Origin of the sequence: Peribacillus sp. Hz7, from assembly GCF_042136355.1 — a bacterium.
Classification (GTDB): domain Bacteria; phylum Bacillota; class Bacilli; order Bacillales; family DSM-1321; genus Peribacillus; species Peribacillus asahii_A.
Genome location: NZ_JBHHJV010000016.1, coordinates 47,138 through 68,407 on the forward strand (window position 1 = coordinate 47,138; position 21,270 = coordinate 68,407).

The 21,270-nt window shown below is 38.1% G+C and carries 18 protein-coding genes; 6 read left to right on the forward strand and 12 right to left on the reverse strand.

Annotation, left to right across the window (positions count from 1 at the left end; all coding sequences use genetic code 11):
• Nucleotides 1-48 precede the first annotated feature (48 nt).
• Both katA and ACE199_RS17735 read right to left on the reverse strand, forming a co-directional pair.
• Nucleotides 49-1,497 carry a catalase KatA gene (gene katA / locus ACE199_RS17730; RefSeq protein ID WP_375350992.1) on the reverse strand — a complete coding sequence of 483 codons (1,449 nt, stop codon included), beginning with the start codon at nt 1,495-1,497 and terminating at the stop codon, nt 49-51.
• Nucleotides 1,498-2,159: 662 nt separating this feature from the next.
• Nucleotides 2,160-3,662, reverse strand: a complete 1,503-nt coding sequence (locus tag ACE199_RS17735) for a DHA2 family efflux MFS transporter permease subunit (RefSeq protein ID WP_375350993.1) — start codon at nt 3,660-3,662, stop codon at nt 2,160-2,162.
• Between the two features lie 210 nt (nt 3,663-3,872).
• Between ACE199_RS17735 and ACE199_RS17740 the strand changes: the two genes are divergently transcribed.
• Nucleotides 3,873-4,748 carry a TetR/AcrR family transcriptional regulator gene (locus ACE199_RS17740; protein ID WP_375350994.1) on the forward strand — a complete coding sequence of 292 codons (876 nt, stop codon included), beginning with the start codon at nt 3,873-3,875 and terminating at the stop codon, nt 4,746-4,748.
• A gap of 266 nt (nt 4,749-5,014) precedes the next feature.
• Here ACE199_RS17740 and ACE199_RS17745 read toward each other — a convergent pair whose 3' ends face one another.
• The 5 genes from ACE199_RS17745 to ACE199_RS17765 form a co-directional block, all read right to left on the reverse strand.
• Nucleotides 5,015-7,378: a penicillin acylase family protein gene (locus tag ACE199_RS17745; RefSeq protein ID WP_375350995.1), complete on the reverse strand. Its 2,364-nt coding sequence runs from the start codon at nt 7,376-7,378 to the stop codon at nt 5,015-5,017.
• 500 nt (nt 7,379-7,878) lie between these two features.
• Entirely contained in the window at nt 7,879-8,208 is a 330-nt protein-coding gene (locus tag ACE199_RS17750) for an HU family DNA-binding protein (protein WP_375350996.1), read from the reverse strand.
• 145 nt (nt 8,209-8,353) lie between these two features.
• A complete protein-coding gene (locus tag ACE199_RS17755) occupies nt 8,354-9,559 on the reverse strand; it encodes an MFS transporter (protein WP_375350997.1) in 1,206 nt (401 codons plus the stop codon).
• Between the two features lie 246 nt (nt 9,560-9,805).
• Entirely contained in the window at nt 9,806-10,624 is an 819-nt protein-coding gene (locus ACE199_RS17760; RefSeq protein WP_252287202.1) for an undecaprenyl-diphosphate phosphatase, read from the reverse strand.
• A 213-nt stretch (nt 10,625-10,837) separates the two neighbouring features.
• Nucleotides 10,838-11,032, reverse strand: coding sequence for an alpha/beta-type small acid-soluble spore protein (locus ACE199_RS17765; RefSeq protein ID WP_119117277.1), 195 nt, complete (start codon nt 11,030-11,032; stop codon nt 10,838-10,840).
• A 126-nt stretch (nt 11,033-11,158) separates the two neighbouring features.
• Here ACE199_RS17765 and ACE199_RS17770 point away from each other — a divergent pair, with 126 nt between their 5' ends.
• Together ACE199_RS17770 and ACE199_RS17775 are read left to right on the forward strand one after the other, a co-directional pair.
• A complete protein-coding gene (locus ACE199_RS17770; RefSeq protein ID WP_375350998.1) occupies nt 11,159-12,445 on the forward strand; it encodes a glycosyl hydrolase family 18 protein in 1,287 nt (428 codons plus the stop codon).
• Between the two features lie 106 nt (nt 12,446-12,551).
• The gene (locus ACE199_RS17775) at nt 12,552-13,544 is read left to right on the forward strand and encodes a potassium channel family protein (RefSeq protein WP_375350999.1); all 993 of its coding nucleotides are present in this window, start codon (nt 12,552-12,554) and stop codon (nt 13,542-13,544) included.
• Between the two features lie 3 nt (nt 13,545-13,547).
• Here the strand turns inward: ACE199_RS17775 and ACE199_RS17780 are convergent, their stop codons facing one another.
• The 3 genes from ACE199_RS17780 to ACE199_RS17790 all read right to left on the reverse strand — a co-directional run bounded on the left by ACE199_RS17780 (nt 13,548) and on the right by ACE199_RS17790 (nt 16,681).
• Nucleotides 13,548-13,949, reverse strand: coding sequence for a YugN-like family protein (locus ACE199_RS17780; RefSeq protein ID WP_375351000.1), 402 nt, complete (start codon nt 13,947-13,949; stop codon nt 13,548-13,550).
• A 104-nt stretch (nt 13,950-14,053) separates the two neighbouring features.
• Complete coding sequence (locus ACE199_RS17785; RefSeq protein WP_375351001.1) at nt 14,054-15,400, reverse strand: glucose-6-phosphate isomerase; 1,347 nt, start codon at nt 15,398-15,400, stop codon at nt 14,054-14,056.
• A 117-nt stretch (nt 15,401-15,517) separates the two neighbouring features.
• Entirely contained in the window at nt 15,518-16,681 is a 1,164-nt protein-coding gene (locus ACE199_RS17790) for an iron-containing alcohol dehydrogenase (protein WP_375351002.1), read from the reverse strand.
• A gap of 144 nt (nt 16,682-16,825) precedes the next feature.
• Here ACE199_RS17790 and ACE199_RS17795 point away from each other — a divergent pair, with 144 nt between their 5' ends.
• Nucleotides 16,826-17,059 carry a DUF378 domain-containing protein gene (locus ACE199_RS17795; protein WP_127761880.1) on the forward strand — a complete coding sequence of 78 codons (234 nt, stop codon included), beginning with the start codon at nt 16,826-16,828 and terminating at the stop codon, nt 17,057-17,059.
• Between the two features lie 97 nt (nt 17,060-17,156).
• Here ACE199_RS17795 and ACE199_RS17800 read toward each other — a convergent pair whose 3' ends face one another.
• Complete coding sequence (locus ACE199_RS17800; protein WP_375351003.1) at nt 17,157-18,362, reverse strand: ornithine--oxo-acid transaminase; 1,206 nt, start codon at nt 18,360-18,362, stop codon at nt 17,157-17,159.
• A 221-nt stretch (nt 18,363-18,583) separates the two neighbouring features.
• A complete protein-coding gene (gene yugI, locus ACE199_RS17805; protein WP_375351004.1) occupies nt 18,584-18,988 on the reverse strand; it encodes a S1 domain-containing post-transcriptional regulator GSP13 in 405 nt (134 codons plus the stop codon).
• Nucleotides 18,989-19,161: 173 nt separating this feature from the next.
• On the opposite strand from yugI, the gene ACE199_RS17810 reads away from it, so the two are divergent.
• Both ACE199_RS17810 and ACE199_RS17815 read left to right on the forward strand, forming a co-directional pair.
• The gene (locus ACE199_RS17810) at nt 19,162-20,508 is read left to right on the forward strand and encodes a sodium-dependent transporter (RefSeq protein WP_375351005.1); all 1,347 of its coding nucleotides are present in this window, start codon (nt 19,162-19,164) and stop codon (nt 20,506-20,508) included.
• Between the two features lie 276 nt (nt 20,509-20,784).
• Nucleotides 20,785-21,132 carry a helix-turn-helix domain-containing protein gene (locus tag ACE199_RS17815; RefSeq protein WP_375351006.1) on the forward strand — a complete coding sequence of 116 codons (348 nt, stop codon included), beginning with the start codon at nt 20,785-20,787 and terminating at the stop codon, nt 21,130-21,132.
• Nucleotides 21,133-21,270 lie beyond the last annotated feature (138 nt).

Sequence of the window (21,270 nt, forward strand, 5' to 3'; positions counted from 1 at the left end):
AAAATAGGTATCCCCTCAATATGGGGATACCTATTTTTTACTAATCTATTAAGCTTGTTGCGGCACAGCTAGGCCAAGCCCTTCAGCAACACGTGTACCATATTCTGGGTCTGCTTTATAGAAGTGGCTAATTTGACGGAGTTTAATTTCCTCAATCTCTACCGGCTTCATCGCCCCTACAATATTGGCTACTAGACGAGTACGCTCTTCTTCACTTAGCAAGCGATAAAGGTCACCAGCCTGAGTGTAATGATCATCATGATCATATGCTACTTGCGCAGCTTGTCCTGTTACATCAAATGGAGTAACTTTCGCTTCAGGTACTTCATTTGGACCACCAAAGCTATTTGGCTCATAGTATACAGAACGTCCACCATTACCATCTCCAGCCATAAAACCATCGCGTTGATGATTATTAACCTCTGCTTTTGGACGATTAACTGGAAGTTGGTTATGATTCGCACCAACACGGTAACGATGTGCATCTCCATATGCAAATAAGCGTCCTTGAAGCATTTTATCTGGAGAAGCTTCTACACCTGGTACAAATGTTCCTGGCGAAAATGTTGCTTGCTCTACTTCAGCAAAGTAGTTTTCTGGATTTTTATTTAGAACCATACGTCCTACTTCAATTAATGGATAATCTTTTTGAGACCAAACTTTTGTTACATCAAACGGGTCAAAGCGGTACGTGTCAGCATCTTCTAAAGGCATGATTTGAACGTAAAGCTTCCAAGCTGGGAAATCACCTTGTTCAATCGCATTGAATAAATCTTCTGTATGATAATCTGGATTTTCCCCCGCAAGTTTTGCAGCAAGGTCCACATCAAGGTTTTTAACTCCTTGTTCTGTTCTAAAGTGGTATTTTACCCATACCGCTTGTCCTTCTGCATTTACCCATTTAAACGTATGGCTTCCGTAACCATGTTGATGACGAAGAGTAGCTGGAATACCACGATCAGACATTAAAATGGTTACTTGATGTAAAGATTCAGGAGAATGTGACCAGAAATCCCATACCGCTGTTGGGTTTTTCAAATGCGTTCTCGGGTCTCTTTTTTGTGTATGAATGAAGTCTGGGAATTTAATTGCATCACGAATAAAGAAAACAGGTGTATTATTCCCAACGATATCGTAGTTTCCTTCTTCTGTGTAGAACTTTACAGAGAATCCACGTGGGTCACGAACTGTATCAGCTGAACCTAATTCTCCAGCTACTGTTGAGAAGCGAATAAACATGTCTGTTTCTTTTCCAACACCATTGAATAGTTTCGCTTTTGTATATTTCGATACATCATTTGTAACGGTGAAAGTACCATGCGCTCCAGCACCTTTTGCGTGAACAACTCGCTCTGGAACACGTTCGCGGTTGAAGTGAGCTAGCTTCTCTAATAAATGTACATCTTGAATGAGAACTGGTCCACGTTGTCCAGCTGTAATAGAGTTTTGATTATCGCCTACTGGTGCTCCCCAGCTTGTCGTTAATTTTTTCGTCATCTTCACGTCACCTCTTAATTAGAATTATTATTGATAATTAATATAATAAACTATATTAATTAAAAATCAATACTTATTTATAATAATTTTAATAAAGTAATAATATTTATCTAGAATAACATCCTGAAAAATTGGTAAAATAAAAAGTAGAAATCTAGATTAATTATATAACTCCTATTAACTATTTTCCAATTTTGTATTCTTTCCTTTAAATATATGATTTTAATAATTTATCAATAAGCTCTAAGGAAAGGGTATAAAAGAGAATGACCAAAATTACTATATTCAATATAAATCATAAAAATACCTAGTTTAGATCATTCATTTCCATCCTTTTTGAAAAATCAAATGTTTCAGATATACAAAGGTGGGTGTCTAAAAATTTCCTAAAATAGAGGCATCAATGAGAGTCCCGTAAACAGCCCATTCCTTTGCTGGATTTTGTTGCTCATGGCTTCCATGAAGGGCATTTTCCTTACTAAATTCCTCCATCTTGGCCTTCATGACCCTGATGAAGGACATTTCCCTGGCTAGTTTCCTCCATTTTGGTCTTAAACATACCTTTTGAGAACGGTAAAAAGTAATGAATGATCTGAGTTCAACAAAACGAGAAGGCTGCCCCCAAAGCCATTTTCATGACTTTGGGGACAGCCTCCTTTGCATTAAGCATGTTTTGGTGCTTCTTTAGCATATATTTCTTCTGCTGGTTTAGCCCGTTTAATGAAAAACGATAAAAGTAATGCTACCCCTATAAGAACAGTAGCAACTAAGAATGCATCATTGATTCCGTCCACCATCGCCTTCACCATTACTTCACCTTTGATAGCTGCTAGCGCTTCAGCAGTCGGCTGCCCCGTTACTTGACTCATCGCAGATTCCATTAATTCTTCGGCATGTGCTTCTGTCCGTTTAGACATCACCGTAACCAATAAAGCAGAACCAATTGCCCCTGACACTTGGGACAAGGTATTGTTCATAGCTGTACCGTGCGGATTCATTTGTTGTGGTAGTTGATTCAATCCATTTGTCATAATTGGCATCATAACCATGGACATACCAAACATTCGAACGGTGTACAGTGTAATCAGCTCCCAATATGGAGTTGTTAACGACAAAGTACTAAAATAGTACGTAGAAACAGCTGTAATTACTAATCCAATAATCGCTAGACTTCTTGCACCATGTTTATCAAATAATTTACCGGTAATCGGCGACATAATCCCCATAACAATCGCACCCGGTAACATTAATAACCCTGAATGGATAGGTGAAATGCCTCGAATCGTTTGTACGTAAATAGGCATTAAAATCATGGCAGAAAATAGCGCCATATTCACGACCATCGAAATAACAGAAGAAAGTGCAAACATCGGATGTTTATAAATGCGGAAATCGAGCATGGGTCTTTCCAATTTCAATTGACGAAGAATAAATAAGATTAAAGCAATCGCTCCGATAATAATCGTTCCATAAACTTCTATATCTCCCCAGCCTTTATTTCCTGCGGAACTGAAACCGTATAATAATCCACCAAATCCTATACTCGATAAAACAAGCGAAAGTATATCAAGTGTAATATTTACTTTCTCTTTTTTATCTTTGAGCATAAAGAAAGCGAAGATTACAATAAGCGCTGCAATTGGTGCAATCATATAAAACAATGTTCTCCACGTGTAATGTTCAATAATCCACCCTGATAAAGTAGGACCAATTGCTGGAGCAAAAATCATGACTAACCCGAAAACACCCATTGCTGTTCCGCGCTTTTCAATCGGAAAACTTGTTAACATAACATTCATCAACAACGGCATCATAATGGCAGAACCCGCGGCTTGAATCATGCGTCCCGCTAAAATAATTGCAAAACTAGGAGCGACTGCTGAAGCAACCGTACCAATTGTAAATAGAAGCATAGCTACTAAAAATAAATGCCTTACAGAATACTTCTGAATTAAAAAAGCTGTTGTTGGAATCAATACTCCATTTACTAACATGTACCCCGTTACCAACCATTGAACAGTCGTCGCTGAAATATCAAAATCTTTCATAATAGACGGTAAGGCTATATTTAATAACGTTCCATTCAAAAAAGCAATAAAAGCACCTGCTAACAGAATTCCAATAATCCCATACGGTGGACGCTTTGCAGTTGCTGAATCGCTCATATTTTCGACCTCCTTGTACTATGAGTCCATTTTTTTATACCACTGTTCTAATACAAAAATATCATACTCCTTTCATGCTATTTTGGCAATATCCATTCAAGTCAATTTGTCATCTGAATATAAATGAGATAGTATATTTTTTAGAACGATAGTCTAAAAGTTACAAGTTAAACATGCTTTCTTATTATTTTTAAAAGGTGATGTATCCAAATGAAAGAGCGGAAGCAGCAAGTGCTAAAGAATGCTCATCAGCTATTTGTCGAAAAAGGATATCAAGCAACATCCATTCAAGACATTTTAGACTATAGCGGGATTTCAAAAGGCACTTTCTATAATTATTTTTCTTCAAAAAGCGAATTGCTAAAAGCAATCTTTATTTCCTTGCATAAAAATTTTGAAAAAGAACGAAATGAATTGCTTATTGGACAAGATCCTGCTGATATAGAAATTTTCATTAAACAAATGGAACTACGCATGCATTCCCATAAACGAAATAAATTGTTCATACTCGTTGAAGAAGTGTTTTTTTCAAATGATGAAGAATTGAAACAGTTTATTAAACGAAGTAAATTTTTCGAATTACGCTGGTTATATAATCGTTTTGTAGATATCTTCGGTGAAGACAAGAAACCCTATTTATTAGATTGCGCCATTATGTTTTTCGGAATCTTGCAGCACCAATCTCTTTATCACAGTACAACGAATTTAGATTTTAGTGAAACTGAATTAATTCGTTATTGTACGGACCGGCTAACAACACTTGTTGAAGATGTGAGCCAAAGAAAAGTGCAGCTAATCTCACCGGAACAATTCAATACTTGGTTTCCAGATTGTTCAAATGATAAACAATCTTCTAAAAACGAAATACTCCAAAGCATCGGTATATTAAAAAAAGAAATTGCCAAACTTCCAAATGATACAGAGCGAAAAAAATATGTGCAATTGCTTGATTTTGTCCAAGAAGAATTACTATTAAAAGATGCTCCCCGTTATTTTCTAATTGAAAGTGCTATTTTATCCTTGAAAATGTGTCCAGCTCTTCAAAAAACGAAAGCTCTTGATACATTAAAAGCATTTATTGAGTAGGCTTCGTCTACAAAAGCGAGGCGACTGTTCAGCCCCGACAAGCATAAGATGAAATGTGACGTGGCGCAGTTTGCCACAGAGCATTACAGCTTATGACCTCGAGGGGCTAGAAGCCGCAGCTAGATGAGGACAGTAAGCGTAGGATAAAACTTGACACGGATTCACCCCATATCTCTACACTCGGCCAATCAGAAATAAGGAAGCGAGCACGAAAAAGGCGAGAAGCTACTAATAGCTTCTCACCTTTTTCTTATCCTTCGCTTCTCTCAAGGCTTTAAGACTAACTTCTCGCCTTCCGGATTGTGTAAAACCGTTTTATGATACTTTCCTTCCACCCAATCATCCGCTTGATCATGATACCATTTGCTTTTCACATGTCCAGATTGTCCAGGACCAACCGTATGATAAGACTCACTTATATTTTTTAAATCAATAACAAAACGCCACGATCCTCCATGATTAACCGTACCATCATTGAGATAGGAAGCCGCCTTTACCGTAACAGAACTTCCTCCGACTGGTATACTACCATCAGAGTTAAATAAGTATTGTAACGGCGAAACGCTTGAAAGCGGATGATTAAAGCGAACTTGGTGATAGTCTCCCCAACTCCATTTCGCAACGTTGTCCCCTTGCATCTTTTCAATTTCCTTTAGTGTTGTCTGCAAGGAGTTCATCAACACTCGCTCTAAACCACCTGCTTCTTCTATCCATGGTCCCGGCTCTCCATTTAACGCTCTCCGTAACAGTTGATCCACCGCCTGCTTACGACCACCGAATAACTTCAATGTCTCTTCTGGAATTTTTTCTGCAAACAGCACATTTCCTATTTCCTGCATCCACAAATTAAAAATAAGGGGAGCTGCAGCACCTTTATTATCAATATAATTCCACTTTTGAAGTGCATCTAGAGCTTTCTCTTCCTGTACACCCACTGAACCATTCAACACATGTAAAAATTGTGGAACAAATTCTTTCGCCTGTAAATTCATTTCGTCCATCTGCAACCTCTGCATATCTTCTACTGTCAATTTCTTATTAGCTCTCAAATATTCTTGAATGCGCATTTGCCGAAATGGCTGCGCCCAATTATGACTAATATGATACGGATAATCGTCACCAATCACTTTATTATTCGCTGTTGAGATAAATCCTTCTTTTGGATTGATTGTTTTTGGCAGCTCTTCAAATGGAATATACCCTTCCCACTCATATTCCTTTGTCCAACCTGGAACAGGAAGCAAGCTATCCCCTTTCTTTCTAATTGGGATTTTACCATTCGCCTTATAGGCAATTGTGCCATCCTTAGCCGCAAACACAAAATTTTGGGCTGGTGTTTCAAACTTAAATAGCGCTCGTTCGAATTCATCCCAGTTTTCTGCTCGATTCATATTTAAAACGGCTTCCAGTTCAGTAGATGGATCAAGCGCTGTCCAACGTAACGCTAAAACAGTATTCTTTCCGCTTGCACCAGCGAATTCAGAAATGACAGGGCCATGTCTTGTCACTGTTACTTGATAATCTATTGTTTTTCCGTCTTTTACTTGAATTGGTTCATCTATAATCTTCGCTTTTTTCCACTTGCCTGCGTATAAAAATTCACTTTTATTCTCCGGATTTCTTCTTTCAATATAGAGGTCCTGTACATCCGGTCCTGTGTTGGTCACACCCCAAGCAATGTGTTCATTATGACCGAGAATAATTCCTGGAATACCAGCAAAGATAACACCGCTTACATTGATAGTTGGAGCTTGTAAATGCATTTGGTACCAAATCGATGGAGTAGCTAAGCCAAGATGAGGATCATCAGCTAATAAAGCGGAGCCTGATTCAGTTTTCTCACCACTAACAACCCAGTTATTGCTGCCGTTAAATTGATTAGGGATATAAGCTTTGGCGAAACTTTGCTCAATATCTAATTCTTCTTTCGAAATCACATATGGCGCATTCTCTGGATAGCTTGGGAATAAATCATAGGCTTGCTCCTTTGAGAAGCTTTGCAATAAATACTGTCGAAAGGCTTGGTCTTCCCAATGTCCGCCTAAATCAAAAGCCATATACTTAGCAATCGTCAGAGAATCGACTGGACTCCAGAGCTCTGGTTCATATCCTAATAATGTAAATTCAATCGGCCACTTTCCACTTTTCTGCAATTGTTTAATATACAAATTCACTCCGTCTGTAAAAGCCTGAAGCACAGCTTTTCCTTCTTTAGAATATTGATTATAAGAAGCTTCTGCTGCTCTTCGCAATCCGAGCGTTCGAAAGTATTTATCCTTCTCAATTGTCGCTTCACCCACGACTTCACTGAGCCTCCCCGATGCCTGCCTTCTGCTTAAGTCCATTTGAAACAAACGATCTTGCGCTTGAATATAGCCTTGCACTATATATAAATCTTGTTCATTTTTTGCCCGAATATGAGGAACTCCATGTGCATCGCGAATCACTTCAACAGATTGTGACAGCCCAGAAAGAGTCACCTCTCCTTTCGTTTCTGGAAGAGATCTAGTCACATATAGATTAAAGGCAATAAGGGCTGCTACAGCTAATAATAGAAGAATCGCCACACCCCATAATGTTCGCCTGCTCCACTTCCGTTTTGGCTTTTGCTTCGGCAGCACTGTCTCCATTTCCCCACCTGCTTTCTTAAACTAAGAACTTAGTTATAGGACCTGGTCAATAACCATATTATCCCACATGACTTTGTTAATACATATTCGCCTTGTATACTATCTTTCCTATCTCAAATTAAACATTTATCTAAAAATTCACAGAACAAAAGCGCAAGCGCCTTGATTAGCCCCGACAAGCAGTAGAGAGCCAGAAGGCGAAGTTCGCCCTTTGACTTCATCGACTGGGGCAGACCGCGACCTTGAGGGACTAGGCGCTGGAACTGGATATCGAAACACTTATCCACAATTCAAGAATTTTATAGTTTCCTAGACGACAAAAAAGCTGACATTTAATCAGCCCTTTTCTCTATCATTCCTATACTTTAAACGTATATACTATGCTCTCCATTTCGACAGCCAATTCTTATAAAGAGTGCGTAAAAGCACTGATTTCTTCGGTAGCTGCCGCTTGTTCATTAACCGCGTTCATCACACTTTCTGTTACTGTCTCTACTTTTTCATCGCTTTCGTCTAATTTCAATGACCTCCTTTTTATCATAGGTGATATAAACCGTTTCACCAATTTTATAATTAATATAGCGATCGCAATCGATTTCTAACGTCTCACCGTTACTAAAATCCATCGCACAATTTGACCCTTCTTCTGTTTGCGAAACAGAAATGACTTTTTCTGTTTCAAATCCAATGGCTTTCCCATCACCGAAGTGAGGATAATATTTTTCTTCAATCACGACTTTTTCTAGGCCTCTCGGATTTATAAAAGTGAAAATGGTGAGTGTAACAAATACTCCGACTAAGAATACTAGAATAATTGCTTTAGGATTCAATCACACACTTCCCTTTTGATTAGAAAACTCGACTCTGGTTCGCTTTTAAGACAGAGACTCTGTTCTCCTTATACTAATTGGCTACTAAACTGAGATTACTTCTAAGCAACCAATCATACATTTTAGTAGTACAAGAAAATATATTTCAGAACGAGCGTGAATATGCTCGTTTCTTCACCTTCTCAATCGATAACGAACACATCATAGCCAACATAAGTAAAATGGATACAGAAGCAATCACGCCGGGCCATGCGAATCGATGCAGAAATAGTCCGCCTACAGCCCCAACGATACTCGAACCTGCATAATAAAATAATAAATAGAGAGAAGAAGCTTGAGCTTTCTCTGTTTTATCCGCAAGCAGCCCCACCCAGCTGCTCGCAATCGAATGAGCACCAAAGAAACCAAATGTAAATAATGCTAAACCGATTATCTTCAATGCTAAAGGAGCAGCTAATGTAACGAGAGCGCCTACAGCCATAATCAAAATACCTAATACCATTACTTTTGTCCGTTCAAACCGATCCGCCATTTTCCCCATCCATGTCGAGCTAAATGTACCTACTAAATAGATAAAGAAAATGAAACCAATCACTGTTTGTGACAAATTATATGGTGGTTCCATAAGCGGAATGCCTACATAATTATAAACAGTAACAAACGAGCCCATTAAAAAAAAGGCAATCAGAAATAAACAAATAAGCTCTCGTTTTTTCAAATTATTTAGTAACGATTGCTTCATCCAAGAAAGCGAAATAGAGTGACGAACTGTATGTTGAGGTGCAGGCAACATACACCAAAAAGCGAAACTAATGAGTAAACTTAACACACCGAGGCTTCCAATGGCTGCTTGCCAAGAAAAATGATCTGTTAGTACTCCAATAATCAACCGGCCTGAAAGTCCGCCAATACTCGAACCGCTCACATATACTCCAATCACATACCCTAAGCTTTTGGGGTGAAATTCTTCATTAATATAAGCCATTGCGATTGCTGGAAATCCAGCTAATACCGCACCTTGCAAAGCCCGAATAGCAATGAGCGTATACAAATTAGACGTTAAAGCAACACATATTGATAAAATAGCAGATAAGGTTAACGCTATCCCCATCGTTTTTTTTCGATCAATCTTTTCCGATAAAAACGAAACAATCAACAAACAAATGGCTAATGTCCCCGTCGAAAATGAAAGCGTTAAACTCGCTGTAGCCGGCGTCACACTAAATTGTTTAGCAAACATTGGAATCACTGGCTGTGTGCTATATAAATCCGCAAACGTGACAAAGCTTCCAAGAAATAACGCTAAAAGGGTGACTCGAAATGACTTTCCTGATGGCTCAATATACTTCACAATCTTCAGACCTTTCGACATGAACTACTATTATCGTAATACTTTTTCCGAATATTGTCTATTTCCGTATATATAGGTTCCATCTGTTAAAACGACATAAAAATGCTTATTGGAATACTCTGTTGATTTTTAACTCCTGCTTGTGTGAGACCACGTTCTCACACGCTTTTCAGCTATAATGAAATGAACATAAACTTGTTTCACACAGCCAAAAAAAGCCTCACCGAATGGGGAGGCCCTTGCACTTTACCAAATAATAAACATTAAAATAACAGCGATAACAATACGATAAATCGCAAATGGTGTAAGCTTAATTTTATCAATCAACTGTAAGAAGAATCTAATAAAAATAAGCGCAAAAATGAAGGCACTTACGAAACCGACAATGAAGAATGGAATCATATCAGGTGTAAATAACTCCCAATATTTCATCATTTTCAATAAACTCGCACCGGCCATAATTGGCACAGCCATAATAAAGGTAAAATCAGATGCCGCTCGGTAGCTCATCCCAAGTAATACTCCACCTGAAATGGTTGAACCGGAGCGTGAAAATCCTGGCCATAGGGCGATACACTGAAACAAACCAACCTGAAATGCTTGTTTATATGTAATCTGATCGACAGTTTGTGCCGTTACCTTTGGACGGAACTTATCTGCAGCAATCATTAAAAATGCTCCAAAAAAGAGACCTACTACAACCGTTTCAACAGAAAATAAATATTCATCAATCCAATCTTCAAACAATAGGCCAAACACCATCGCAGGTAAAAGTCCAACAAAAATTTGTAATAAATTCAACTTCGGACCGTTTGCAGCCTCTTTTTTCTTCAAACCTAATAGGTCCATAAATCGACCCCAAAACAAAACAACAACCGCTAAAATAGAACCAAGTTGAATCACAACTTTAAATGCATTTGCAACTTCACTACCTAGCAATTCTTGCGATTTTAACCATAAATCATCGACAATAATCATATGTCCTGTTGACGAAACAGGAGCAAACTCTGTTAGTCCTTCAACAAGCCCTAAAATAACGGCTACAAATAATTCCCATAAATTCATCTTGCCACCTCAGCATTTTTTACTTACATAGCTAGATTCTATCGCTTGTTCACTATAAAGTCTAATGTAAATTGCTGAAATCTTTATGTACAATAAGTAAAATAATAACATCCTATACTTTATAAAACGCTTTATTATCAACAAATCCTTACAAACAAGAAAAAGAAGGAGAACCATGCTCCTTCTTTTTCAATCCATATTTATTAAGTTTAATTAACGACCGCCTAGTTGTTGTTCAGCCATTTGTACCAAACGCTTTGTAATTTCTCCACCAACTGATCCGTTTGCACGGGAAGTTGTGTCAGGCCCTAAATTCACACCAAATTCACTAGCAATTTCATACTTCATTTGCTCAAGAGCTTGTTCTACTCCAGGCACTAATAAGTTGTTGCTATTGTTATTTGCCATGTTTATCACCTCCTAGTACTATTATCTTTCATCATTCAAAAATTATAATTGCCAAATTAATACATCATGAATCGTGATTCAAACACATACAATTCTTATATCGTAGTGTTTTAGGAGGGAAGTACATTGCAAATCCACGTTGTCAAACCAGGTCAAACGTTATTTAGCATCGCTCAAACATATAGCGTCGGTGTCGATAGAATTATTCAAACAAATCAGCTTCCAAATCCCAACAATCTTGTCACCGGTCAAGCACTTGTCATTCCGATTATCGGCAGTTATCATTTCGTACAACCAGGCGACAGTTTATATACAATCTCAGAAAAAGCAAGCATTCCATATGAACAAATTGTAAGAGCCAACGGCATTTCCCCTGCTGCCCAATTAACCATTAACACTCGTCTCTACATCCCGGCTCGTCAAAAAACAACAGCTGAATTTGTCGGTTATGTGGAGTCCCGCGATGAAACTGTTTCAAAAACGTTAGAAGCATCCGCCATAGAAAGTGCTCCTTATTTAACTCACCTTGCCCCTTTTAGCTTTCAAGCACTTCGGGATGGCTCATTAAAGGAACCGATACTAAGTAATTTCTCAGACATCGCTAGAGATAATCGGACAATCTTAATGATGGTCATCAACAACCTGGAAAATGGCCAATTTAGCGAAGAGCTTGGTTATATCCTATTAAACAATACATCTATACAAAACAAACTGTTGAATAACATTACAACGACTGCACAAAAATACAACTTTAAACATATTCATTTTGACCTTGAATATCTGCGTTCCACTGATCGAGAAACATATAATCAATTTTTACGAAAAGCAAAAGAACGCTTCCACAAAGAAGGCTGGCTCCTTTCAACCTCCTTAGCGCCAAAGACAAACATGGAGCAAAAGGGGCGCTGGTATGAAGGTCATGACTATAAAGCACATGGTGAAATTGTTGATATGGTGGTGATTATGCCCTATGAATGGGGCTATAGCAGAGGTCCTGCAATGGCTGTATCACCGATTGGCCCTGTTCGCCAAGTATTAGAATATGCCGTATCTGAAATGCCTTCAAAAAAAATTTTAATGGGGCACAACCCATATGGTTATGATTGGACACTTCCATTCGTACAAGGGTCGACAGCCAAAGCGATTAGCCCTCAACGTGCTATTCAAATTGCGGCTGCGAATCAAGTAGTGATTGAATACGATGAAAAAGCACAAGCTCCTTTTTTTCATTACAAAGATCAAGCGAAAAAAAAACATGAAGTCTGGTTTGAAGATGCTCGTTCGATTCAAGCAAAATTCGATTTATTAAAAGAATTAAACTTACGGGGAATGAGCTATTGGAAATTAGGACTTTCCTTCCCTCAAAATTGGCTGCTCATTAGTGATAATTTTAATGTTAGAAAGCGTAGTTAATCCACTCGCCTTCCCTCCTAATGGGGGGATTTATTCGTTTTATACCTTATGAACTTTTCCTTTTTTGCCCATACTATGGAAAGGCTCGAAAGGTGGATTTTCTAAAATGTCTTATACGAATATTGTTAGCCGTAAATTTTCACGTATCCCCTATCTATTGAAATTGTTATCTATTGTTTTCGTATTTTTGTTTCTATTTGGGACACTCATTCATTTAATTGAACCAGACACTTTCCCTAAAATAACCGATGGAATTTGGTGGGTAATTGTAACAATAGCAACAGTTGGCTATGGAGATTATGCACCAAAAACCTTAGTCGGCAGAATAATTGGCACTATACTCATTTTAACTGGTGTAGGCATTCTTACCTCCTATTTTGCATCCATTGCTAAAGTAGCCATTTCAAAAGAAGAACAATTTTTAAACGGCACAAAAACTTTTAATGGGAGTAACCACTATATTATTGTCGGATGGAATGAACGTTCCAAAACAATTATTGAGGAAATTCATGAGAGGAGACATGAACAAGCCATTGTATTAATTGACAATACACTACGACAACATCCCCTTCCACGAACAAATATCCATTTTGTACATGGAAGAGCAACTGTAGATGATGTGTTATTAAAAGCAAATATAAGAGAAGCCTCTCTGGTCCTCATTACGACTGATTTTAAGCAAAATGAAATGCAGACCGATATGTTTTCTATTTTAACCTTACTTGCCGTAAAAGGTTTGAATCCAAATGTATATTGTCTAGTAGAAATTTTAACCCAAGAACAGAAAGAGAATGCAAGAAGAGCTGGAGCAGATGGATTAGTGGAAACTAATAAGTTCGCTAGTGAATATATATTACATTTCCTGCTATCGGGACAAGCGGTAGAAATTCAAGGAGAATGGTTTGGCATTCATATTGCTGAACTGGCTATGCAGCATGAATGGGCACATCTAACGTTTCAGCAATTAAGCAATCTTTTGTTAGAGCAGGATATTCTTTTAATTGGCATTATAAGAGGAGGCAAAAGACGATTCAAACCCCCTGCTCACACCCCCTTACAAGCAAATGATTCTTTATTAATCATGGCAGAAAGTTATTAAGCGTTATAACAATGCCTTTTCGACATCTTGGACAAGGGATTTCCCATGGGAAATATACTCTTCTGGGAAATCTGCGTCTGGATTTTCTGGAGCGGCAAATTGGTTAAAGGAGGCAGAAAAATTACCGGTAGTTCCTTCCTGATCTAAATTCCCTTCATATTGATGTGCTAACAAATAAGGACGCAATAGCTTGACTTTTGTTCCATCACGATCAAGCGTCCCATCAACAGCTTGGAATGGAAGACGCAGAAATTGATAACCATCTTTATTATTAATTAGATAATCAAAAGAACCGTGGTCGTAATCCCAATTCCCACCAATTACATAACCAAGAGGTTTCAGCTTTTGTTCTAAATCCCATAAACTAAATGTTTTCCCTTCCAATTCGGATGAAACTTCAATCATGACTAAAACTCCTTCTATCTATTTTTTTCTTAGTGTAGCCAAATACCTTTCAAACATGCTCTCAAAAAAATGAGCGCCTTCAACGGAAGACACTCTCCAAATCATTATAAGCGCAGCTCTAATTCCTCTTTTTTAGCTTCATAACCTGGTTTACCTAGAAGAGCAAACATATTCAACTTATACGCTTCCACACCTGGCTGATTAAATGGATTAACGCCTAAAAGATATCCTCCCATTGCACATGCTTTTTCAAAAAAGTAGACGAGATAACCGAACGTATAGGCATCCATCGCTGGAATCGTCAGTACTACATTGGGAACTCCTCCGTCTGTATGAGCAAGCAATGTTCCTTCAAATGCTTTATTATTTACATAATCAATTGTTTTACCAGCTAAATAGTTCAAGCCATCTAAATTAGATTCAAGCGCTTCGATAGTAAGTTCATGCCTCGCTCGTTCTACCTTAATAACTGTTTCAAATAATTGACGACGTCCTTCTTGAATGTATTGTCCTAAAGAATGAAGATCAGTTGAAAAATTAGCCGCTGCTGGAAAGATTCCTTTTCCATCCTTGCCATCGCTCTCACCAAATAACTGCTTCCACCATTCAGCAAAGTACTGTAAACCTGGTTCATAACTAACGAGCATTTCAACTGTTTTTCCTTTATGATATAAAATATTTCGCACAACTGCATATTGATAGGCCTGATTTTGATCAAGCTCAGAAGAACGCAGCTCCGTATGAGCTTTTTTCGCTCCTTGCATAACGTCATCAATATTGATTCCACAAACAGCAATAGGCAATAAACCGACTGCCGTTAACACGGAATATCTCCCTCCGATATCATTTGGAATCATAAACGTTTCCCATCCTTCTTCCGTAGCGACTTTTTTCAAAGCACCCTTTATGGGATCCGTAGTCACAAAAATACGTTGTTTCGCTTCTTTCTTTCCGTATTTCTGCTCTAATAATTTACGGAAAATACGAAAAGCAAGCGCAGGCTCTGTTGTCGTTCCTGACTTGGAAATGACGTTAATAGAAAAGTCTTTATCTGCTAATACATCCATTAAATCTTGCATATATGTAGAACTAATATTATGGCCGACAAATACAATTTGCGGTGTTTTTCTTTTCCCCGAAGACAATGAGTTATAGAAGCTATGCTGCAACATTTCAATCGCAGCACGAGCACCTAAATACGAGCCGCCAATTCCAATGACAAGTAAAATATCTGAATGACGTTGTATATCAGCAGCCGCCTTTTTAATTCGTGAAAATTCTTCTTGATCATAGTCGGTAGGTAAATTGAGCCACCCAAGAAATGCATTGCCTTGTCCTGTCATTTCATGCAGAGAATGATGTGCCACTTTTACAGCATCCTGTAAATACGTCATTTCGTGTTGTCCAAAAAACGCTAATGCTTTTGAATAATCGAAACGTACATAGGCCATGCCCCTATTCCTCCTCTTCTCTATATCCATACCTCTTTGCTAAAAAGCAGTTTCGTATATAACGAATTCTTCTAGATATCTTCTTAAGAAAAACACCGCAATCTCTAACAATCAGCCTTATAAAGAAGCACGTAAAATAGACAGAACATCCTCACGATTCAATACTTTAAATTGACCAAATTCACCATACACCATCGCTTTATCAGCCATCGTTTCTAATTGAGCATCATCAATTCCATAGTCAGCTAAGCGAGTCGGAGCACCTAAACTGCGCCAAAATGCAGACAACGATGCAACTCCTTCTAGTGCCGTTTCTTCATCTGTTTTACCTTCTGGGTTCACTCCAAAAACTTGGATGGCGAATTGCTTAAAACGTTCTACATTATCGGGTAATACATGCTTCATCCAATGCGGGAATAAAATGGCTAACCCACCACCATGCGGGATATCATAAACAGCCGAAACAGCATGCTCAATATTATGAGTCGCCCAATCTCCACGATAGCCGACCCCAAGCGAACCATTTAAAGCAAGTGTACCTGCATAAAGAATGGTCGCACGGTGATCATAATCATCTAACTTTTCTAATAATTTAGGAGCTGATTCCATAACCGTCAACAGCAGAGACTCACAAAAACGATCTTGTATCGGGGCATAAGTTGCTGGATGAAAATATTGCTCAAACACATGGCTCATAATATCTACAATCCCATAAACCGTTTGATCTTTCGGAACTGTAAATGTATGAACAGGATCTAAAATAGAAAACTGTGGATATGTATGCGGACTGCCCCAGCCTACCTTCTCCTTCGTTTCCCAATTTGTAATAACGGAACCAGAATTCATTTCAGAACCAGTTGCCGCTAATGTTAACACGGTTCCAAATGGCAAAGCACCTTGGACCATTGTTTTTCTAGTAACAATATCCCAAGGGTCTCCTTCATATTTAGCCCCTGCAGCAATGGCTTTTGTACAATCAATCACACTTCCGCCGCCAACAGCTAAAATAAACTCGATGCCCTCCTTCTTACAGAGCTCAACACCTTTTCGAACCGTTGATATCCGAGGGTTTGGCTCCACTCCGCTCAACTCAAACACTACCGCATCGATTTGAGTTAACTGAGATAGCACCTCTTCATATACACCGTTCCTCTTAATGCTCCCTCCTCCATATACAAGTAACACCCTTCGGCCAAAAGAGGAGACTTCTTTCGGTAAAGTATTCAATTGACCTTTACCAAAAATAATTTTTGTTGGATTTTTAAAAGTAAAATTTTTCATATTCCCCACCCCTTTTCACCATTATGACTAAAATTCCAATTAAATACAAAAAATCCGCATAAAAAATTTTAATTCGTACATATATCGTACAAGAACAAGCAAAATAATACAGAAATGATTTTGAAATAAAAAGGAGGATACATCATGAGTGGTATTCAGCGATTAGCACTTGTTTTTACTATTATCGGAGCCATCAATTGGGGACTAATTGGCTTTTTCCAATTTGATTTAGTAGCGTCTATATTCGGTGGACAAGGTTCCGCATTAGCACGAATTATCTACGGAATAGTAGGGATTGCCGGTTTAATAAATCTTGGTCTTCTCTTTAAACCAAGCACTGAAGTTGCAAGAGACCCCGAAACACGTCCAACCCGCTAAGAAAAAATGAAGAAAAATAATGGATAATCTCTATACAAAAAAAGTTCTTCATACAAAAGAGGCCGTTCATACAGCCTCTTTTGTATGAAAGCTTGAGCTAGAGTAACTTCAGCACGTTTTTAATTCTCTCGAACGCCCAATCCAATTCTTCCTTTGTTACAATAAGCGGCGGTGCAAAGCGAATGACTGTATCATGCGTTTCTTTACAAAGAATTCCTGCTTCTTTTAATTTTTCACAATAAGGACGAGCTGGTTTGTTTAATTCGATACCAATAAAAAGTCCTCGACCTCGTACTTCTTTCACAACTGAACTTTTTATTTTCTTTAACTGCTTTAAAAAGTATTGCCCGAGTTCTAGCGAGCGCTGAGCTAATTGTTCGTCCACTAACACATCGAGTGCCGCTATAGAAACAGCGCATGCAAGCGGATTTCCTCCAAACGTAGACCCATGCGAACCAGGGGTAAATACACCAAGAATCGATTTATTAGCGGCAACACATGAAATTGGGAGTATTCCCCCTCCAAGTGCTTTCCCTAATATATACATATCTGGAGTAACATCCTCCCAATCACAGGCAAACATCTTTCCCGTTCGTCCTAAACCTGATTGAATTTCATCCGCAATGAATAAAACCTGCTCCTGCTTGCAATAAGCATAGGCCTCTTTTAAAAATCCTGGTTGTGGAATACGAATCCCTGCTTCTCCTTGAATTGGTTCAAATAAAAAAGCCGCTGTATGTGGTGTGATAGCAGTTTTTAATGCGGATATATCTCCATATGGAATCAGTTTAATTCCCGGTAGCATCGGGCCAAATCCTCGTTTGTATTCCTCTTCAGAAGAAAGCGAAACAGCCGCTAGCGTTCGCCCATGAAAGTTACCCATACAAGCAATAATTTCAGCTTGATCAGGCTCCACTCCTTTGACATCATATGCCCAGCGTCGCGCCGCCTTCATAGCCGTTTCTACTGCTTCGGCACCTGTATTCATCGGTAATATCATTTCTTTATGGGTGAGCTTAGCTACCTTCTCATACCAAGGTCCAAGCTGATCATGATGGAAGGCGCGCGATGTTAAAGTGGCTTTATCCGCTTGTTTTTTTAACGCTGCAATAATCTTCGGATGGCGATGCCCTTGATTAACAGCTGAATAGGCACTTAACATATCTAGATAACGATTCCCCTCAGGGTCTTTCACCCACGCTCCTTCAGCCTCAGAAATCACAATTGGTAAAGGATGATAATTATTGGCACCATATTGATTCGTTTTGGAAATCAACTGCGCTGAATCGTCATGAAGAGACATCCTACAAGCCTCCTTTTAAATGTAGCTTATTAAACAATATTACTGTTTCATGATTAAAAGACGGCATATTGTGGAATAATTTACTTTTGGAGCCTTCTGAAGAAATTTCTCATTGTTTCAGGATTTAGAACTAAAGGAAGCAAAAAGCATTTAATGAATAAGATGATATACCATGACCTATAAAAAAATCGGCTGATTCATCATCAGCCGATTTAAACACATTATTTTTTAATTAAATCTTCGCGTTGAGATTGTTCAATCCACTCTTGAAGCTTGTCTTTTAATGTATTGAATCCTTCAGTAGACTCTGTATAGCTAGTTACAGCTGCTTGACGCTTCTTAGGTGCTGCTTTTCTAACTGGTGCTGCTGGACGCTCTGGAGCTTCCTCTGTAGCACGGATTGATAAACCAATTTTTCCAGCTTTTTCATCAATTGAAAGAACTTTCACTTGTACTTCATCGCCTACTTTTAAGTGTTCGTTAATATCCTTAACAAACCCGTGAGTAACTTCAGAAATGTGAACTAATCCTTGAGTTGATTCATCAAGTGCAACAAACGCACCGTATGCTTGAATTCCTGTAACTTTTCCTGTAACAACTGCACCGATTTCGAATTTTTGTGTCATGGTAACACTCCTATTTACGATATATTTTTTCATCTATTTCACGCAATATAAAACTATATCATATAATTGTAAAATAATCAAAAATCAAATGATGGCTCAAACTTATATTTATCATTATTATTTGCTATAATATAGACTCTTACTTTATATTCTCAAAGGAGTTTTTTACAAAAATGAACAAATCACAAGAGCAATGGACATCTAAGCTCGGCTTTATTCTGGCTGCAGCTGGATCAGCCATCGGAATCGGTGTTATCTGGAAATTCCCTTATATGGTTGGAACCAATGGCGGCGGACTCTTTTTTCTGATGTTTATCTTATTCACCCTCATTATTGGTGCACCGATTTTAATTACTGAATTTATTATCGGGAGACGAACACAAAAAGATGCAGTACGAGCTTATAAAGAACTAGCACCAGGAACTCCATGGACCTTAATCGGTTACTGTGGCGTAATTGCTTCGATTATCCTGCTGTCATTTTACAGCGTTGTTGGCGGATGGATTCTCTCTTATCTTATCCGTAGTGTAACTAATTCACTTTCAAATTTAACACAACAGCAATACGGAGATTTATTTAACACGATTATTAGTAATCCTTATGAAACCGTTATCGCACAACTCATCTTTATGCTGATTACCATTTTGGTTGTCCAGGGCGGAATTCAACAAGGGATTGAAAAAGCAAGCAAATATATGATGCCAGCGCTATTCATTTTATTTCTGGTATTATTAGTCCGCTCCTTAACATTAGATGGGGCCATGGAAGGAGTCAAATTCTTCTTAAAGCCTGACACATCTGTTTTATCTGAGCAAACGGTTCTCCTCGCACTAGGACAAGCTTTTTTCACCTTAAGTATCGGGATTTCAGTTATGGTGACATATGCCTCTTATTTAAATAAAAATGAAGACTTAACCAAATCAGCTTTATCCGTGGTAGGGTTGAATATTTTTATCGCTTTACTGGCGGGTCTGGTTATTTTCCCAGCGGTTTTCGCGCTTGGATTTGATCCTGCAAGTGGTCCTGGGCTTGTTTTCGTTGTCTTACCAGCTGTTTTTAATGAAATTGCCTTTGGGTCGGTATTCATGTTTATCTTCTTCATCTTAATCCTCTTTGCCACACTCACTTCTGCTTTTTCTATTTTAGAAATTGTCGTAGCTGCTATGGTGAAAGGAGATGAAGCAAAACGAAAAAAATCATCATGGGTTGCTGGTATTCTTGTATTCATTATTGGAATTCCAAGTGCGCTTTCCTTTGGTGTTTTAAGTCATATTACCTTATTTAATAAATCTATTTTTGATATAGCTGACTTCCTTGTCAGCAATATCGCTTTACCAGTAGGGGCCCTATTTATTTCTCTATTTGTCGGTTTCCAACTAAAAAAACTACACGTTGAAGAAGAATTCCTGTCCGGTTCTTCGTATGGAAAGAAAGTCTTTAAAGCGTGGTATTTTTTAATTCGTTACATCGCCCCGATTGCAATTGCAATCGTTCTGTTAAGCTCCATTGGGTTCATTTAACAGATTTTGATGTTAATAAAAGGCTACCCTAAAAATAGGAAGTATAAACCATGATAGAGGATTATGGATAAAACCGCCTATTTTCATACCACATGGTGCAAATTTTTTTGTATGGATGCCTCCGTTATAGGATGTTATTGAAATTTGGCTCATTCCCGCATACTGTGGAATGAGCCAAATTTCATTTAATAGACACTATTATGTAACACAATGACAACAAGAAACATGTTACACTCTATACAAATAACTATTTCCTGAAAAAGGGAGAGGTGCACTATGTCCAATATCGCTCGAAACATTCGACTATATAGAGAACAGAAAAATTTATCTCAACAGGAATTAGCCATCAAAATGCGAGTAGGTACCAAAAAAATCGAACTATATGAGTCAGGTGAATTGATTCCGGATACGGAAACGATGTTAAGACTATGTACCGTGCTTGATCTACCCGCCTCAGAAATTTTAGAAAAAGAATATCATAGCAATAAAAAAACGGCTTTAGATAATGAAATTGCAAGGCTAATTGAGGAAATTGGAATGGAAAAAGCATTATTTCTGTTACGTTCTTTTAAAAAGGCTAGCGAGGCTGATGTATTAAAAATGCTAAATGTTTTTAAAAATTAAATAAGATGTATAACATCGGCATATATTGGAAACAATAAGGAATAACTTTCTATGATTATTCATCTAGAATAGCTCTTTCTTTCGATATCCCCCTATGGAAAAGGGTCGAATTTTTTAAAATTCGACCCTTTTTTTTGC

Bases quoted from the DNA above. Each gene is read 5' to 3' on its own strand.
- ACE199_RS17740 (WP_375350994.1), top strand. From the start codon at position 3,873: ATGAAAGAGCGGAAGCAGCAAGTGCTAAAGAATGCTCATCAGCTATTT.
- ACE199_RS17760 (WP_252287202.1), bottom strand. From the start codon at position 10,624: ATGAATTTATGGGAATTATTTGTAGCCGTTATTTTAGGGCTTGTTGAA.
- ACE199_RS17795 (WP_127761880.1), top strand. From the start codon at position 16,826: ATGAGTGGTATTCAGCGATTAGCACTTGTTTTTACTATTATCGGAGCC.
- ACE199_RS17810 (WP_375351005.1), top strand. From the start codon at position 19,162: ATGAACAAATCACAAGAGCAATGGACATCTAAGCTCGGCTTTATTCTG.
- yugI (WP_375351004.1), bottom strand. From the start codon at position 18,988: ATGACACAAAAATTCGAAATCGGTGCAGTTGTTACAGGAAAAGTTACA.
- ACE199_RS17745 (WP_375350995.1), bottom strand. From the start codon at position 7,378: ATGGAGACAGTGCTGCCGAAGCAAAAGCCAAAACGGAAGTGGAGCAGG.
- ACE199_RS17790 (WP_375351002.1), bottom strand. From the start codon at position 16,681: ATGAAAAATTTTACTTTTAAAAATCCAACAAAAATTATTTTTGGTAAA.
- ACE199_RS17800 (WP_375351003.1), bottom strand. From the start codon at position 18,362: ATGTCTCTTCATGACGATTCAGCGCAGTTGATTTCCAAAACGAATCAA.
- ACE199_RS17765 (WP_119117277.1), bottom strand. From the start codon at position 11,032: ATGGCAAATAACAATAGCAACAACTTATTAGTGCCTGGAGTAGAACAA.
- ACE199_RS17775 (WP_375350999.1), top strand. From the start codon at position 12,552: ATGTCTTATACGAATATTGTTAGCCGTAAATTTTCACGTATCCCCTAT.
- ACE199_RS17815 (WP_375351006.1), top strand. From the start codon at position 20,785: ATGTCCAATATCGCTCGAAACATTCGACTATATAGAGAACAGAAAAAT.
- katA (WP_375350992.1), bottom strand. From the start codon at position 1,497: ATGACGAAAAAATTAACGACAAGCTGGGGAGCACCAGTAGGCGATAAT.
- ACE199_RS17785 (WP_375351001.1), bottom strand. From the start codon at position 15,400: ATGGCCTATGTACGTTTCGATTATTCAAAAGCATTAGCGTTTTTTGGA.
- ACE199_RS17735 (WP_375350993.1), bottom strand. From the start codon at position 3,662: ATGAGCGATTCAGCAACTGCAAAGCGTCCACCGTATGGGATTATTGGA.
- ACE199_RS17780 (WP_375351000.1), bottom strand. From the start codon at position 13,949: ATGATTGAAGTTTCATCCGAATTGGAAGGGAAAACATTTAGTTTATGG.